Genomic DNA, 14,848 nt, shown 5'->3' with positions numbered 1-14,848 from the left:
ATGAGTTACGCTGCCTCGCTCTCCGATCTCATCGATCTTGCCTTCGCACCGCTGCGCGGCTTTCTGCAGTCTCCCGATGTCGTCGAAATCTGCATCAATGAACCGGGAATCGCCTTCGTCGAACGGGTCGGCCAGCCGGGCATGATGCGCTACGTCATGCCCGAGCTGACAGCGGAGCGGATGCGGTTCATGGCCGAGCGGGTTGCCGCTGCAAGCCACCAGTTCATCAACGAGGAAGAGCCGATTCTTTCGGCGTCCCTGCCCGATGGCGCGCGCGTCCAGGTGGTGCTGCCGCCGGCTGCACCAAAGGGCGGCGCTATCGTCATTCGCCGTCAGGTTACACGCCAACTCGTCCTCGACGATTATGCGGCCTCGGGGGCACTTCGCTCGACCCTTGTCACCGACAGTGCCTATCAATTGACCGATGATGAAACGCTGCTTTGCGACCTCATCGCGCGCGGCAATATCGAGTCTTTCTTGCGCGAAGCCGTGTGCCGGCGCGTGTCGATGCTAATTTCGGGTGGTACCGGTTCGGGCAAGACTACCTTTCTTAACGCGCTTATGCAGGAGATTCCGGATTACGAACGCCTGATCACGATTGAAGACACGCCGGAACTGACGCCGCCGCAGGAAAACCACGTCAGCCTTATTGCGACGCGTGGTAACCAGAACGTCGCCCGCGTCGATCCGCGCCATCTGGTTGAAGCATCGCTGCGCATGCGGCCGGATCGGCTGCTGCTCGGCGAAATCCGCGGCGGCGAGGCGATCGACTTCCTGCAGGCCATTAATACCGGCCACCCCGGTTCGCTGTCGACCGTGCACGCGAATTCGCCGAGCGCAGCCTATACGCGTCTCGCATTGCTCGTCATGCAGGGCAGCGGCGGCGGGCTTGGCCTTACGAAGGTCGAGATCGTCGAGATGTTGCGGGCGACGGTTCCGCTCGTGGTTCAGCTTGGCCGGCGCGATGGGCGGCCGGGTGTCGTTACCGAAATCTTTTACGACCCGTTCGTGCGCTCCGGACGGCAAAGACCAGCTGCCTATAACGACTTTTCGAAAATGCAGGAGCCCGGTGTCGTTCCGCTGGGGCGCAAGCAATGAACCGGATTTGTCTCCTGCTGACGTCCTTCGCCGTGATGGCCGCCGGGTCGGTGGGCCTGGCGCCTGCTGAAGATGCGCCGGTCAAGGTGACGGTCATCGAGGATGGGGCGCCGGTCAATCCGCCCAGTGCGACGATTGCCGCGAAACCTGCCGGCTGCGATTTCAGCAAGGTGCCGGATGCAAAACAGGGTGAAATCATCATCCGCAAAATAGCGGACGAAGAAGCGTTCGACCTCGACTTCCTCCTCGCCATTGCAAGGCAGGAAAGCGGCTTTCGCATGAATGCCGTTTCGAGCGCAGGCGCCGTGGGGCTGATGCAGCTGATGCCAGCCACGGCGAAGCGCTTCAGCGTCGATATCTGCGACCCGGAAGACAATGTCCGCGGCGCGGTACGGTACCTGCGCTTCCTGCAGAAGCGCTATCAGAATCCGCTATACGTGCTCGCCGCCTATAATGCTGGTGAGGGCGCCGTCGACCAAAATCGCGGCATACCGCTCTATCCCGAAACCATTCGCTATGTCTCGGCCATTCTTACCGATCTCTACGGGTGGAAGTCGCTTGGAGTGCCAGCGTCCGACGGCGAAAAGCGGACGGCGGGCAAGAAGAACGAGGGCCAACCTGCCAAGCCGGAGGAATGGACTCAAGGATTTGTATTACATGTGGAGTAGTCAGAATGTTTAATAGATTGCGCATTTCCGGGGCTGCATTGGCTCTATCACTTACATTTTTTGCCGGCGAAGCCTTCGCACAGTCCAGCCTGCAGCCGGTATCGTCTGTTCTGCAGACCATGATCAACATTCTGACGGGGCCGATCGCGTCGATGCTGGCCATTCTTGCCGTCATAAGCTGCGGTTTCCTTGCTTGGACCGGCCGGTTTACCTGGGGTATCGCCGGCTCCGTCATCATGGGCATCGTCCTGGTTTTCGGATCGACACAGATCGTATCGTTCTTTCAGGGCGCATTGGGCCACTAGGACTGGGGCAGGATCGGCCCGTCCGATCGGAGACTTAAAGTGACGAGAGCAAGGTTGGATGTGCAGGTCCGCATCTTCGATGTGGACAGGCGGCAGCGTGCTAGATCTGCATTTGCGATTGCGGCCGGCTTCGCCGGAAAGGGTATGAGATGACTGAGGAGGTGCCGGACATGATCCCGTTGGTCAAGGCATTGACGCGCGCACCTACCCTGTTCGGCGTGCCGTATATGTATGCCATGTTCAATATGGTGGTGACGGCGGTCATCTTTCTGGCGACGAAGAGCCTGTTCACGCTCTTCCTCGTGCTCCCTATCCATAGTTTCGGCTATTTCCTGACACTGCGCGACGAACAGATATTCAACATTTTGCGGGTCAAGGCCGCCAAGACACCGCCGCAGTCCACCACCCTCTGGGGTGTCAAAAGCTACGCGCCGGGAGATCCAACATGATGTCGCGCGCTGTCCGCAAGGAAATGCGCTACGGCGCCCAGGCGACGCGCGAACGCTCCGTCGCCGCCCACGTGCCCTATACGCGCCATGTGGACGATACCACCTTGCGCACCAAGGACGGCCTGCTCCTGAGCGTGCTCAAGGTCGAAGGCTTCTGCTTCGAAACCGCCGATATGGCACAGATCAACGGCAAGCTCGAAGGGCGCAACACCATTCTGCGCACGCTCGGCAACAGCCGGTATGCGGTCTATGGCCACATGATCCGCCGACGGCTCGAACCGAAGCTCGATGGTGAGTTCACCAACCCCTTCGCCGACGAATTGAACCGCCGCTACATGGCGCAGCTCGAGCAGCGGCGCATGTTCGTCAACGAGATGTACATCACCATCGTCCGGCGGCCGCTGCGCGGCCAGGTCGGCATGATTGAAACCATCGCCAAGGGCATTTTTGCGCGCGGCGGCAAGGGCCAACCCAAGGGCGCGCGTCAGGGCGAAGCCGAGGAATTGCGCGAACTGCGCGATGCCGTCCTCGGTGTGCGCGAGGTCCTGCAAGATTATCAGGTCAAGCTCCTCGGCATCCGCGAGACGGAACCTGGCGTTTTCTATTCCGAGCCGCTCGAATTCCTCGTCCAGATTTTGAACGGGATCGAGCCGGTCAAGATGCGTCTGCCACGCATGCCGCTCGACGGCGCGCTGGCGATGAAGCGCCTGCATTTCGGCCGCAATGCCGTCGAGTTCGTCGGCGCGACGCCCCCTGCCGATTCCCGCCTCGGCGCCATGCTGTCGGTGCGCGAGTATCCTTCCTATACGGGCCCCCTCCTCCTTGATGGCCTGTTGAAGGTGCCGCACGAATTCATCGTCAGCCAAAGTTTTTCCATTATCGACAAGCCGGTTGCACAAAACCAGATCGAGCGCGTTTCACGCCAGATCGCCATGGCTGACGAAGCCGGCTCCATCATCGGCAACCAGCTTGTCGGCGCGCGAGACGAACTTTTGAGCTCGCGTTCCATCTATGGCGAGCACCATCTGTCGATCATGTGCCTCGGCAACGACAAGGCCGAACTCGACCGTTGCATCCGCGCGGTCGGCGCGACGCTCACGGACCAGTCCATCATCTGGTTGCGGGAAGATCTGAACTGCGAGGCGGCATTCTGGGCGCAGCTTCCGGGGAACTTCTCCTATCAGGCGCGTTCGGCAATGATCTCGTCGAAAAACTTTGCCGGGTTCCTTTCCTTGCATAATTTCCCGGGCGGCAAGCGCGACGGCAACCAATGGGGCAGCGCTATCTCGCTTCTGGAGACAACCAGCCAGAGCGCCTATTTCTTCAATTTCCACGTGCGCGACCTCGGCAATTTCACCATGGTCGGTCCGTCGGGATCGGGCAAGACCGTTGCCCTCTCTTTCCTGATGGCCCAGTCGCAGCGCATCAAGCCGACGCCGCGCTGCATCTTCTTCGACAAGGATCGCGGCGGCGAGATCTTCATCCGCGCGCTTGGCGGCACTTACGAGATATTGCAGCCGGGCGAGCCGACCGGGTTCAATCCCCTGCAGCTCAGCGATACCGGTCCCAATCGTGAATTCCTGTTCCAACTGTTTTCGCTGATGCTGCGCCGGCCCGACGGACAGCCCTTGCCGGCGAGCGAAGAAAGCGTCATCCGCTCGGCAATCGCCCAGATTCTTACGACGACCCCTGAGGGAAGATCATTGCCGGCCTTTGCCACGCTGCTGCGAGGACGTATTCGCGCCGGTGAGAACGATCTGCTGGCGCGCTTCGAAAAATGGCTGCGGCCGGACCAGGTCGGCTGGCTGTTCAACAATCCCGTCGATCGCTTCACCTGGTCTGACGTCGCGGGCTTCGACATGACCAAGATCCTCGACGATCCGCTAACCCGCAGCGCGGCGTTGATGTACATCTTCCACCGGCTCGACGAACTCCTCGACGGGACGCCGATCCAGATCTTCCTCGATGAAGGCTGGCGGCTTTTGGAGGACCCGGTGTTTTCGGCCTTCATCAGGGACAAGATGAAGACGATCCGAAAGTTCAACGGGATCATCGGCTTCGGCACGCAAAGCACGTCGGATATCGTCAATTCGAACATCGCCCATACGCTGATCGAGCAGAGTGCGACGCATATTTTCTTCCCCAATCCTCGCGCCGACCTCGAAAGTCATGCCGGCGGGCTCGGCCTCTCGGCGCGCGAAATGGAGTGGATCAAGTCGACGGATCCGGCAAGCCGCTGCTTTCTGATCAAGCACGGACAGGAATCGGTCATCGCCCGCCTGCGCCTGACGGAAATGGACGACCTCCTCAAGGTTCTTTCGGGACGGGCGGAGACGATACTGGAACTGAATGCCCTCAGGGAGAAGCTCGGCGACGATCCCAAGCAATGGTTGCCCGCCTTTTGCGGGCAAGGAGTAAAGGTGTGAGAGTAACTTGTGTATGCGTAATTCTGCTTGCCACATTGCTTGCTTCAGGCTGTGCGAGCCGGCAGAAATTGAAGACTCCGTGTGATTTGCCCGCATCCGCGCTGTCGTTCGGACCGGTCGATGACTGCGGGCCGCTGCTGCCGGTCAACGAAGCGCTGACGAAAATCATCGTCCAGCAGCCACTATAGGACGGGCCGCATGGAGCCAAATTTCATTGCTGCCCTGTCATCCAACATTGATGCGCTCGGCAAGAGTTTCACGGCAACCACCTACGGCGTTCTCGCCGCCTATATGACGCCGGTGCTCAGCGGGCTGATGGTACTCTACCTCGTGTTCTGGGGCTTTCAGTTCTGGCAGGGGCGCGGCGACACGAATGTCGTTACGGCTGCCTTCCGCATGCTTCGGCTCGCGGTGATCTTTTTTCTTGCCACCAGCTGGGGGCCGTTCCAGGTTGCGGTCTATCAGGTTGTGACCATGGCGCCGCTTTTTGTCAGCAACAATGTGATGCTCAACAACATCGTCAATCCGGATACTGGCAAGGCGATGACAGTCGGGACAGTCGCAACCGATATTTCGACGATCTATTCGATTGCTGTCCGGGCGTCGGTGAAGATCGAACGGGAAGCGACGGCGTCGCAAGCCGCCGCTCCGGAAGTCTTAGGGCCAGACGGCAAGCCCGTCCCAGGAGCCCAACCTGCCACGCCGGCGCGCAAGCCGCCGACGAACCCGCTCGAGACAGTGCTGACGACCTCATTGCAGTCGGCAATTGTCTGGATTTCCGCAGCTCTCTTCGTCGGCTATGCGATGTTCCTGATGCTGTTCGCCAAAATGGCGCTATGGGTCATGCTGGCGCTGGCACCGATCTTCATCATCCTGCTGATGTTCAAGATACCGTCGCGCTTCTTCTCCGGCTGGCTGACGGGTACGCTCCAGGCCATGCTGGTCCCGATATTCCTCAGCACCTTCCTGAGCTTCTATATACTCGGCGTCCGCGCCAACATCATGGTTCTGTTCAAGGCCGTGAGCAATCCCGATGCGCCGCTGATGATAAAGGACGTGGCGCCTTTCGTGCTGATCTGTATTGCCGGCATGTTTCTCATGGCACAGATCGTGCCTTTCGCGGGGCGCATCGCGACAAGCACGCAGGAATGGATCAGCGATGCCTTCGGTAGCGATCGCGTCGTTCGCATCGTTACCAATATGGTGGGCGGTGGCCGGCGCGGCGGCGGTGGAATGGCCGGACCGGCTGGCGGCGGCTCGTATGGCTCGGGCGGTGGCCAGATGGCCGGTGGCTCGGCGGATACAAGCCTGCGTGACGTTCAGGACCGCAATGCCGCAATCAACCGGCAGACCAGGAATAGATAGCAGCCTCAATTGCCCTGCAAGACCGTATTGATCAGGGCCTTTTGCCGCCCGATGCAGTCGATCAGCCTAAAATTGCGCTCGATGGTGCGCCGCGCTGCAACCCGCAATGGCATGAATTTCTCCGGCGCCTTGAGAACCTCGAGGATTGTGCCGGCGAGTGCGTCGGTGTCGTAAAAGGGAACGAGCAGACCGTTCTGTCCCGAGCGGATCACCTCCTGGACGGGTGCTGTGTCGGAACCGATGATCAACGCGCCGCATGACATGGCTTCTATAACGGACCAGGAAAGGACGAAGGGGTAGGTGAGATAGATATGCGCCGCCGAGACCTGGTAGAGCTTGCGCAAAAGATCGTGCGAGATGGCGCCGGTAAAGACGATGCGGTCCGCCGGGATATCTTGCTCGGCCATGAGCTTTTCTTTCCACGAACCGCCTCCCGGCGGAGGGGCGCCATAGCTGACGCCATCACCACCGACAAAGACGAAAATGGCATCAGGATTGCTGCGGATGACTTTTGCCGCCGCGGCGAGCGCCTGAGGAAATCCCCTGTAGGGCTCGAGATCACGCGAAACGAATGTGACGATGGGCGGATCGCCGGGTTTTAGCACGCGCCCATCCGGAAACTTCAGCGTCGCATTGCGGTCGGGACGAAATCGCTGCGTGTCGACGCCTTCATGGCACACGGCTATCCGCCGTTGGGCCGGCGCCGGATAAAGGCTCTTTTGCCAGCGGGTCGGACTCACCCCGCCATCGATCGCCTCAAGCGTGAGAAGCTGCGCCACATTGCGCAGCCGCAAGCGCTTTCGTGTATCGAGATCGGGAACGTCGTCAGGCGCAAACCCGACGTCAGCGCCTTCAGAGCGATAGAAGAATTCGCAATAGCCGATGGCTGGAACCTGCGGCAGAACATCCTTGACGAACATCATGCTACCCCAGCCGATGTGACCGATGACGATATCCGGCCGTTCGCCGTGGCGAACCATCGCGTCGAGGGTTTCCGCGACGCGATGGCCGATGCGGACATGGTGATCCGGGATGCCGAGGTGCCGCGCCATCTGGCTGTCGGCCCGGGGACCGGGCTCGACACGATGCCGAATGACGCGGACCGATGGAATACGCCGGTCGACAGATTCACTGATCAGGCTGACATCGTGCCCAGTTTCGGCAAGGTGGGAGGCCAATGCCGCAAACTGCCCGAATCCACGTCGATGAACGAATGCCACATGCATGACGTCAGAATCGGCCCGAACAGGAACAGCGATGGTTGCCTGACGTTTGGTTGGGATCGCTCAAGGGCAAATCATAGTCCGTAACGCGTGGCATTGCCCCAAACCAGTTCGAGTCGATGCAAGGTTTGGAAGGCGATTTCCAGGTTGCGGAGGTCTTCTGCGTCCCGTGCGAGCAATCGGTTGTAGGTGCCGCCTGCGTTGCGCAGATCGGCACATAATTGCTCACCCTTTTGGGTCAGTCTGATACGCGCCGAGCGCTTGTCCCGCTGCGAAGCAACCCTGTCGATATAGCCCCCGTCAGCCAGTTGCTTCAGATAGTAGGAGATATTGGAACCGACATAGTGGCCGCGATCCAGGAGTTCTCCAACCGAAAGTTCGACATCCCCTATCGCCAAAAGAACCATCGCCTGAGCCGGCCCCACGTCTTCGATTCCGAGTTTCGTCATCTCATTGCGCAGCACGCCAGCGAAGCGACGATTGACGCGTTCTATCATGCGCGCCAGTTCGAAATGTGTGACGACAACCGCATGGTTTGCGGGCTTCGCCTTCTTGTTGTCGGCTGATATTTCAGGGAAATCGGCGGCGGCGAAGCCGTCGATAGATGTTTCGACTTCCACTCCTTCGTGTAGAAGTTTTTGTATCATCCTTCTCTCCTAGTCAATTTTACTTCAAATTTTGAAGTAAGTTACAAGTATGTTTTCGGTTCTCCCTCGTTGATTTCCCCACCAAAAGAACTTTTTTCTGTCACATTCTCTGCAGTAATACTCTATAAGTCTATTGCATTAGACTGACGCCCCAGGGCTAACCAAAGGCTGTGTCATTTCCAAGGCAGATCACATATGACAGATACTCGTCAAATCAATCCAAATGGCAAGAGCCATGCTGGTAAAAAAGCGCTTTCGGCGGCGAACGCCGAGCCAAAAGCGCTGGTTTTACGGGCCCGTAGGATATTCATGGCGGGCCTGCTTTATGCCGCTCTGCTCAGTGCCTGCATCAGCCTTTTGCAACTTACAGTACCCTTGTACATGCTACAGGTGCATGACAGGGTCCTGAACAGCCAGAGCAAGGACACGCTCGTCATGCTCACCATCCTGGCGGTGAGCGCTCTTATCGTTTTCGGTGTTCTCGAGTTCATTCGCGCCATGTCCTTCCAGGCGATGGGCAGCGCGCTTGTGCGCCGACTGAACCTTCCGGTTCTATCGGCTGCGGTCGAGGCTTCGATTGACCAGGGCCTGCCGAAGGCGACGCAGTCACTCCGTGATCTGACCGAATTGCGCAGCTTTTTGACGTCTTCGGCGGTCAGTGCACCGCTTGATGCGGCCTGGTCGCCAATTTTCCTCGCTGCGCTTTTCCTTATGCACCCGGTCTACGGCATCATCGGCGTCATCGCTGTGATTGTCCTCGTCTGCTGCGGCGTCATCACCGATCTCATGACGCGCAGCCTTGTCAAGGATGCAAACCAGGCCAATATCGAAGCCATTTCGAAGATCGGCTCCACGCTCCGCCATGCCGAGGTGATTGAGGCCATGGGCATGTTGCCCGCCCTAGCCCGCCGCTGGCGTTCGCTGCAGATGAATGCGATCGGCCTGCTCGATCTCGGCGGCAGTCGCAGCCGTGCCATGGCGACAATCGCGCGCACCATGCGCTTCATGGTTCAGATCGCCGTGCTCGCCGCAGGTACACTCCTCGCAATGGATCGCCAGATTACGCCGGGTGCGATGATCGCCGCCAGTATCCTCGTCGGAAGGTTGCTGCTCCCCTTCGACCATGTCGTCGATAACTGGCGCCTTTGGGTGCAGGCCGTCGGCAACTGGCAACGCATTCAGTCGCTGCTATCGCAGAATCTTGCGGTGCGACAGACGATGCCCACCCCGCGCCCCCACGGTGATCTTGTCATCGACAAGCTCGTCTATGCCGCGCCGGGTGTCGACGTGCCGATCATCAAGGGCATTTCCTTCTCGCTTTCCCCGGGCGAAGTGCTCGGCATTGTCGGACCTTCGGCGGCCGGCAAGTCCACTCTGGCGCGCTTGCTCATCGGTATCGTGCGGCCGACTGCCGGCGGCGTCTTCCTCGACGGCAACAATGTTTATCTCTGGGAGCGCGGCTCCTTCGGCGAGATCGCCGGCTATCTGCCGCAATCGGTCGCGCTCCTTGAAGGAACGATTCGCGACAACATCGCCCGCATGACCGACAGCGAGCCGCAGCGCGTGCTTGAGGCGGCCCGCCTTGCTGACGTGCATGAGATGATCGGGCGTCTGCCGCTCGGCTATGACACGCCGGTCGGCGATGGCCGCCTGACGCTTTCGGGCGGACAGCGGCAGCGCATCGGCCTTGCCCGTTGCCTTTATAACAATCCGCGGCTGATCGTTCTCGATGAACCAAACGCCAATCTCGATTCGGTCGGCGAGCGAGCGCTGATGCGGGCGATCGAACAAGCGCGTGACGATGGCGCCATCGTCATCATGATCGCGCATCGACCGACAATCATGCAGGTGGCCGACAAACTTCTGGTTCTTGAAAACGGCCGGATCACCCAGTTCGGGCCGCGTACGGATGTGGTCGCATCGATTACGCCGGTCAATTCGAAGATGGGGGCTGCCGGAGCATGATTGACAAGATCAAGAAGAATTTGCCGGTTCGCGCCGACGCTTCGCTTCCAATGAAAACCGTCGGCAGTCAACTTGCGGCGCACCGGCCAATCGCCAGACCTGTCTGGTATACGGAACTTGAACATGATTCCGACCACCCGCCGCTGCGACGGCTGATTATCGCCGGGGTCCTGACCATTACCATAGCCTTCGGCGGCTTCTTCGGCTGGGCCTATTCGGCCGAACTCGGCAGTGCCGCGGTGGCCATCGGCAGCGTCATCGTCGATTCGAAACGCAAGACGGTGAGCCACCTAGAGGGTGGCATACTGGACCGCGTTCTTGTCCAGGAAGGCGATGAGGTAAAAGTCGGCCAGCCACTGATCAGGCTCGATGATACGCGTGCACGCTCGGATCTGCAGTCGTTGCAGAGCCGCCGCGTCGGTCTTATCGCCAAGCTTGCACGCCTGCGCGCCGAACAAGCCGGCAACACCGAAATAACGTTCCCCGCCAATTTCGGCGAGGTGGGCGATATTTCCGCCGACAGCGCCAAGAAGGCCGAGCAGGTCTTCTTTACCAAGCGCCAGACGCAAAAAGAGAGCAAGATCGATATTCAGAAGAAGACGATCGAGCAATATACGGAACAGGCAAAGGCGCTCGACGTCCAGACCAGGGCGACCGATCGGCAGATCGAACTGATCGACGAACAGCGCAAGGCCATTGCAAGTCTGGTCGCCAAGGGATTTGCCCAGCGCTCGAAACTCATCGAGATCGACACGCGTCTCAGCGAGCTTGCGGGGGATCGCGGCGAGTATGCGGGTGACAAGGCCAAGGCGGAACAGGCCAAGGCCGGCGCAGAATTTGCGCTCACCGGCATAGAAAGCGACATGCAGGCGGAGATCGCCGGCGAAATAACCACGAGCCAGGTCGAACTCGCTGATGTCGAAGAACGCATCGTTGCGGCGAAGGATGTAATGCGCCGCGTAGAGATCAAGTCGCCTCAGGCAGGTATCGTTGCCAATATCCGATTGCGCACGCCTGGCGGCGTCGTCGCTGCCGGAGAGCCGCTCCTTGATATCGTGCCGGAAAACGAGCCGCTTGTCGTCGAGATGAAGATCGGCCCGCGCGACATCGATAGCGTGACGGTCGGCTCTCCTGCCCAGGTTCGGCTCACGGCCTATAATCAGCGTGCCCAGGCTCCACTGGACGGCAAGATCACCTATCTTGCCGCCGACCAGCTCGTCGACGAAAAGACGGACGCTGCCTACTTTGTCGCGCGCGCCGAAATCACGCCGCAATCGCTTGCGGCCAATCCGCAGGTGAAGCTCTATCCCGGCATGCCGGCCGAGGTCGTCATCGTGCACAAGTCGCGTAAGGCCATCGAGTACATAACCTCTCCGATTGCCGACAGCTTTAATAGGGCGTTCCGCGAGGATTGAGGGGCGATTTGCCCCTTATTTCCCTATGTTTCTAGATTACTTCAAATTTAGAAATAAAGTAGTTCCAATTAATATCCATATCCAAAGTAGTATCTCGTAAAATATAAATTACTTTCACGAATTATTACATGTCATAATACATTCGTGTAATAAATTGTTACTATGTGTTGCCACATTTATATTCCATGACTAGGTTGCATTTCGATTTGGTGCAGTGCACAATCGTTAAAGCATAAACGTCGGAACAGCTCCGGCATTTTGTAAACTCAAAGCAGGACAGAAGGAGAAGCAGATGGCCACTTTAGAAGGCGGCGCCTACGACGACGTTTTGTTTGGCTCGCGTTTCGACGACTTCATCCGCGCCCATGGCGGTGATGATGTTGTCTTTGGCGGAAATGGTCATGACACGATTTTTGGTGATGAGGGGGACGATCTCCTGTTCGGCGACAAGGGCGATGACGCTCTGTTCGGCGGCGAGGGAACGGACGTTCTGTTCGGTGGAAATGGTGATGACGTTCTGAGCGGCGGCAACGGTGATGACGTTCTCTTCGGCGACAAGGGCGACGATGTCCTCCAGGGTGGAGCAGGCAACGACACGCTGTTTGGTGGTGCGGGGAGCGACGTTCTTCTCGGCGGCGCCGGAAATGACTTCATTGCAGGTGGCGCTGGCGATGACGTCCTTATCGGTGGTGCCGGTAACGACGTGTTCCAGTTCACCGGTGGTGGCGGCAACGATGTCGTGCTCGATTTTACCCCTGGGGAAGACATCCTCCAGATCTCCAGCGGTATCAACGGCCAGGACATCCATTCCGCAGACGACCTCGCGTCGCGCGTTACCCAGGTCGGCAACAATGTTGTCGTGGACCTCGGTCATGGCGATTCCGTCACGCTGGTCAACACCAGCTCGGAAGACGTGCAGGCTCATCCGGACAACTATTTCACCGTTCATTGATCGTGAAATCGAATTGCGCGCTCCGCTCCATGCGGGGCGCGTTCCTTCCGCTATGAATGAAAGGGCCGTGTATTGAACCTCGACCATTCGACGGACATTGAAGGCGATACTGAGAGTATTTATGTCTCCCGGCTCTGCGCGGACATTGCTGTCCTGATCTGGGATCTGCCCGGCGCAATGCGGGCGTCAACCAAATGCGTGCTTGAATCGAAGGAACAGCCTGTTCCTCTGGTCAGCCTCAATATTCCTCTTGAAACCGGCGGGCACCGCGTCCTTTGGGCCATGCGCACCAAAGACGAACCGATTGGCCTGACGCTTTCCGCGGGTTCTCTTGGGCCGACAGAGCAGACTTTGCTTTATCCGGCGGCCGAGTTGCCGCATCTCGACGTCGATCGGGCGGTAAACAACCTTTCGGCAGCGGGCCATATCAAGCTGCTCACAAATCTCCTGAGCACCTGGCGCAGCATGTTCCGGCTCTCGCAGAATCAGGTCTTTGCCAGCGTGGTGCGTGAAGTCGCGCTAGCGCTCGCCCCCGAGCCGCGCAAGATTCGGGTTTGTGCGCAACCGCTCGAGGGCCAGCATCTGCTTGAGACGGCAATCGATCCCGAACTTGGCGACGTTACCTCGATCTATGCGATTGGATCCAATTCTGTTTCAGCTTTGCCTTCGAAGTTCGTCATCGGCAACCGCGTCCGCAAGGGCTGGCAACCATGCCACTTGCTCGTCGAGTCGGCGAAGACACTTCCGCAATCCTTCCATATCATTCTCACCGGCAAGAATGGCGTCGCCATACGCGAGTTGACGGATCGGGAGGCTGCCCCCGGCGATTTCCAGAAGTGGTGGAGCAAGAACCAGGCACATCCCGAGCTCCGCGAGTTCCTCGTGCGCCAGCTTGCCCAAATTCCCGCTGCAGGCATTGCAACGGCGATCGACATGCAGATGCGCATGCCGCTGACAGCCAAGCAGATCGCCAAGTCGCAGACTCATCCCGCCGCTGAGATCGACCTTGCCCTTGCGCTCAATGGCGGCTTGCTCGTTGGCGGCTGGACGCATGATCCTTCCTCCATGCTTGCAGGTATCGAATATCTGACCGAAGAAGGCCGCATCCTTCCGCTCAAGCCTAATTTCTACAAGTTCGCAGGCAAGACCGAGGCGCGCGAAGACGGGTTGGGCGCGGATGTCACCGGGTTTGTCGCCTGGGTGCCGCAAACCTCCTCTGCGGGTCCGGTGCTGCAGCCGCGATTCCAGATGCGGCTGACTTCCGGGGCGACTGCACCGCTTATTCCGCCGCTGCAGCCATTCGAGCCCGCAGCGCAGCGCAACCGGATCCTGCGTGCCGTTCCGCCGCAGCATGCGCGCAGTGAAGTCTTCGAGAATATCCTGGCGCCTGCCCTCACCGAGGTCGAGCGCAAGCTCGGCAAGACGGTTCGCATCGCCGATACGAAAGAGTTCGGCGTGATGCCGGCTGCCCCCCTCGTTTCGATCGTTGTACCGCTCTACCGTAACCTCGACTTCCTGCGTTTCCAGCTTTCCGCGATGGCGACCGATCCGTGGCTCGTTGCCAATGCGGAACTCATCTACGTTCTCGATTCGCCCGAAATCCACGAGGATACGGAGCACCTTGTCGGCGGCCTGCATCTGCTCCACGGCCTGCCGATGAAGCTCGCGATCATGAACCGGAATGGCGGATATGCCCGCGCCTGCAATGCCGGCGCTAGCCTTGCAAGCGGCACCGTGCTCGTCATGCTGAATTCCGACGTCGTGCCAACCGAAGCAGGCTGGCTCGGGCCGCTGGTCGAGCCCTTGCTGGAAGAAAAGAAGCTCGGCGCCATCGGTCCGAAGCTGCTCTTCGAGGATGGTTCGCTGCAGCACGCCGGGCTTTATTTCGCCCCCGACCGGCGCAACGTTTGGCTCAACCACCATTTCCACAAGGGCATGCCCGGCCATTATGCGCCGGCACAGATTGCGCGCACTGTCCCGGCGGTGACGGGCGCCTGTCTCGTCACCCGCAAGGATATTTACGATCTCGTCGGCGGATTTACCGAGGACTATATCATCGGTGACTACGAAGACAGCGATCTGTGCATGAAGATCCGCCAGATCGGCTTCCAGATTGCCTATCAGCCGGCGGTTTCGCTTTTCCATTTCGAGCGGCGCTCGATACGCCGCAGCCCGGACTACATGCGCGGGCTGGCCAGCCAGTACAATTCCTGGCTGCACACCAAGCGCTGGAACAAAGATATCACCGAATTGATGACGACTTACGTGGACGAGGCTGCGGACGAAACCGTGACCGACTTCGTCGCCGAGAAGTCGAAAAGGAGTGCAGCTTGAA

At 59.2% G+C, this 14,848-nt stretch carries 12 protein-coding genes; 10 read left to right on the top strand and 2 right to left on the bottom strand.

The genetic code is table 11. The features are described from left to right. From virB11 to BLR72_RS21715, 6 genes are all read left to right on the top strand, one after another. On the top strand, positions 1 to 1,098 hold the full coding sequence (virB11, locus tag BLR72_RS21740; RefSeq protein ID WP_091951933.1) for a P-type DNA transfer ATPase VirB11: 1,098 nt from the start codon (positions 1 to 3) through the stop codon (positions 1,096 to 1,098). Continuing rightward, positions 1,095 to 1,766: a lytic transglycosylase domain-containing protein gene (locus tag BLR72_RS21735; protein WP_091951932.1), complete on the top strand. Its 672-nt coding sequence runs from the start codon at positions 1,095 to 1,097 to the stop codon at positions 1,764 to 1,766. Before virB11 ends, BLR72_RS21735 begins: the two co-directional genes overlap by 4 nt. A gap of 5 nt (positions 1,767 to 1,771) precedes the next feature. Further along, on the top strand, positions 1,772 to 2,071 hold the full coding sequence (locus tag BLR72_RS21730; protein ID WP_027232981.1) for a TrbC/VirB2 family type IV secretion system protein: 300 nt from the start codon (positions 1,772 to 1,774) through the stop codon (positions 2,069 to 2,071). Positions 2,072 to 2,241: 170 nt separating this feature from the next. Further along, positions 2,242 to 2,520, top strand: a complete 279-nt coding sequence (locus tag BLR72_RS21725) for a VirB3 family type IV secretion system protein (protein WP_244506792.1) — start codon at positions 2,242 to 2,244, stop codon at positions 2,518 to 2,520. Next, on the top strand, positions 2,517 to 4,946 hold the full coding sequence (locus BLR72_RS21720; RefSeq protein WP_091951928.1) for a VirB4 family type IV secretion/conjugal transfer ATPase: 2,430 nt from the start codon (positions 2,517 to 2,519) through the stop codon (positions 4,944 to 4,946). The genes BLR72_RS21725 and BLR72_RS21720 overlap by 4 nt, the downstream gene beginning before the upstream one ends. Before the next feature lie 198 nt (positions 4,947 to 5,144). Beyond that, positions 5,145 to 6,311 carry a TrbL/VirB6 family protein gene (locus BLR72_RS21715; RefSeq protein ID WP_091951925.1) on the top strand — a complete coding sequence of 389 codons (1,167 nt, stop codon included), beginning with the start codon at positions 5,145 to 5,147 and terminating at the stop codon, positions 6,309 to 6,311. A 5-nt stretch (positions 6,312 to 6,316) separates the two neighbouring features. Here the strand turns inward: BLR72_RS21715 and BLR72_RS21710 are convergent, their stop codons facing one another. Continuing rightward, on the bottom strand, positions 6,317 to 7,537 hold the full coding sequence (locus tag BLR72_RS21710; protein WP_091951923.1) for a glycosyltransferase family 4 protein: 1,221 nt from the start codon (positions 7,535 to 7,537) through the stop codon (positions 6,317 to 6,319). Positions 7,538 to 7,608: 71 nt separating this feature from the next. Then, entirely contained in the window at positions 7,609 to 8,178 is a 570-nt protein-coding gene (locus BLR72_RS21705) for a MarR family transcriptional regulator (protein ID WP_244506798.1), read from the bottom strand. Between the two features lie 198 nt (positions 8,179 to 8,376). Between BLR72_RS21705 and BLR72_RS21700 the strand changes: the two genes are divergently transcribed. From BLR72_RS21700 to BLR72_RS21685, 4 genes are all read left to right on the top strand, one after another. Continuing rightward, positions 8,377 to 10,146, top strand: a complete 1,770-nt coding sequence (locus tag BLR72_RS21700; protein ID WP_091951919.1) for a type I secretion system permease/ATPase — start codon at positions 8,377 to 8,379, stop codon at positions 10,144 to 10,146. Beyond that, positions 10,146 to 11,561 (top strand): HlyD family type I secretion periplasmic adaptor subunit, encoded by a 1,416-nt coding sequence (locus BLR72_RS21695; protein WP_228017051.1) that lies wholly within the window; start codon positions 10,146 to 10,148, stop codon positions 11,559 to 11,561. Before BLR72_RS21700 ends, BLR72_RS21695 begins: the two co-directional genes overlap by 1 nt. Before the next feature lie 292 nt (positions 11,562 to 11,853). Beyond that, a complete protein-coding gene (locus BLR72_RS21690; RefSeq protein ID WP_027232973.1) occupies positions 11,854 to 12,513 on the top strand; it encodes a calcium-binding protein in 660 nt (219 codons plus the stop codon). Positions 12,514 to 12,585: 72 nt separating this feature from the next. Beyond that, entirely contained in the window at positions 12,586 to 14,847 is a 2,262-nt protein-coding gene (locus BLR72_RS21685; protein WP_091951915.1) for a glycosyltransferase family 2 protein, read from the top strand. The last annotated feature ends 1 nt before the right edge of the window (position 14,848 follow it).

This window comes from Phyllobacterium sp. YR620 (genome assembly GCF_900104165.1).
Classification (GTDB): domain Bacteria; phylum Pseudomonadota; class Alphaproteobacteria; order Rhizobiales; family Rhizobiaceae; genus Phyllobacterium; species Phyllobacterium pellucidum.
Note: the sequence above shows the minus strand (reverse complement) of the source record. Positions and strands in the feature narration are given on the sequence as shown.

Bases quoted from the DNA above. Each gene is read 5' to 3' on its own strand.
- BLR72_RS21720 (WP_091951928.1), top strand. From the start codon at position 2,517: ATGATGTCGCGCGCTGTCCGCAAGGAAATGCGCTACGGCGCCCAGGCG.
- BLR72_RS21700 (WP_091951919.1), top strand. From the start codon at position 8,377: ATGACAGATACTCGTCAAATCAATCCAAATGGCAAGAGCCATGCTGGT.
- BLR72_RS21735 (WP_091951932.1), top strand. From the start codon at position 1,095: ATGAACCGGATTTGTCTCCTGCTGACGTCCTTCGCCGTGATGGCCGCC.
- BLR72_RS21730 (WP_027232981.1), top strand. From the start codon at position 1,772: ATGTTTAATAGATTGCGCATTTCCGGGGCTGCATTGGCTCTATCACTT.
- BLR72_RS21725 (WP_244506792.1), top strand. From the start codon at position 2,242: ATGATCCCGTTGGTCAAGGCATTGACGCGCGCACCTACCCTGTTCGGC.
- BLR72_RS21690 (WP_027232973.1), top strand. From the start codon at position 11,854: ATGGCCACTTTAGAAGGCGGCGCCTACGACGACGTTTTGTTTGGCTCG.
- BLR72_RS21715 (WP_091951925.1), top strand. From the start codon at position 5,145: ATGGAGCCAAATTTCATTGCTGCCCTGTCATCCAACATTGATGCGCTC.
- virB11 (WP_091951933.1), top strand. From the start codon at position 1: ATGAGTTACGCTGCCTCGCTCTCCGATCTCATCGATCTTGCCTTCGCA.
- BLR72_RS21710 (WP_091951923.1), bottom strand. From the start codon at position 7,537: ATGCATGTGGCATTCGTTCATCGACGTGGATTCGGGCAGTTTGCGGCA.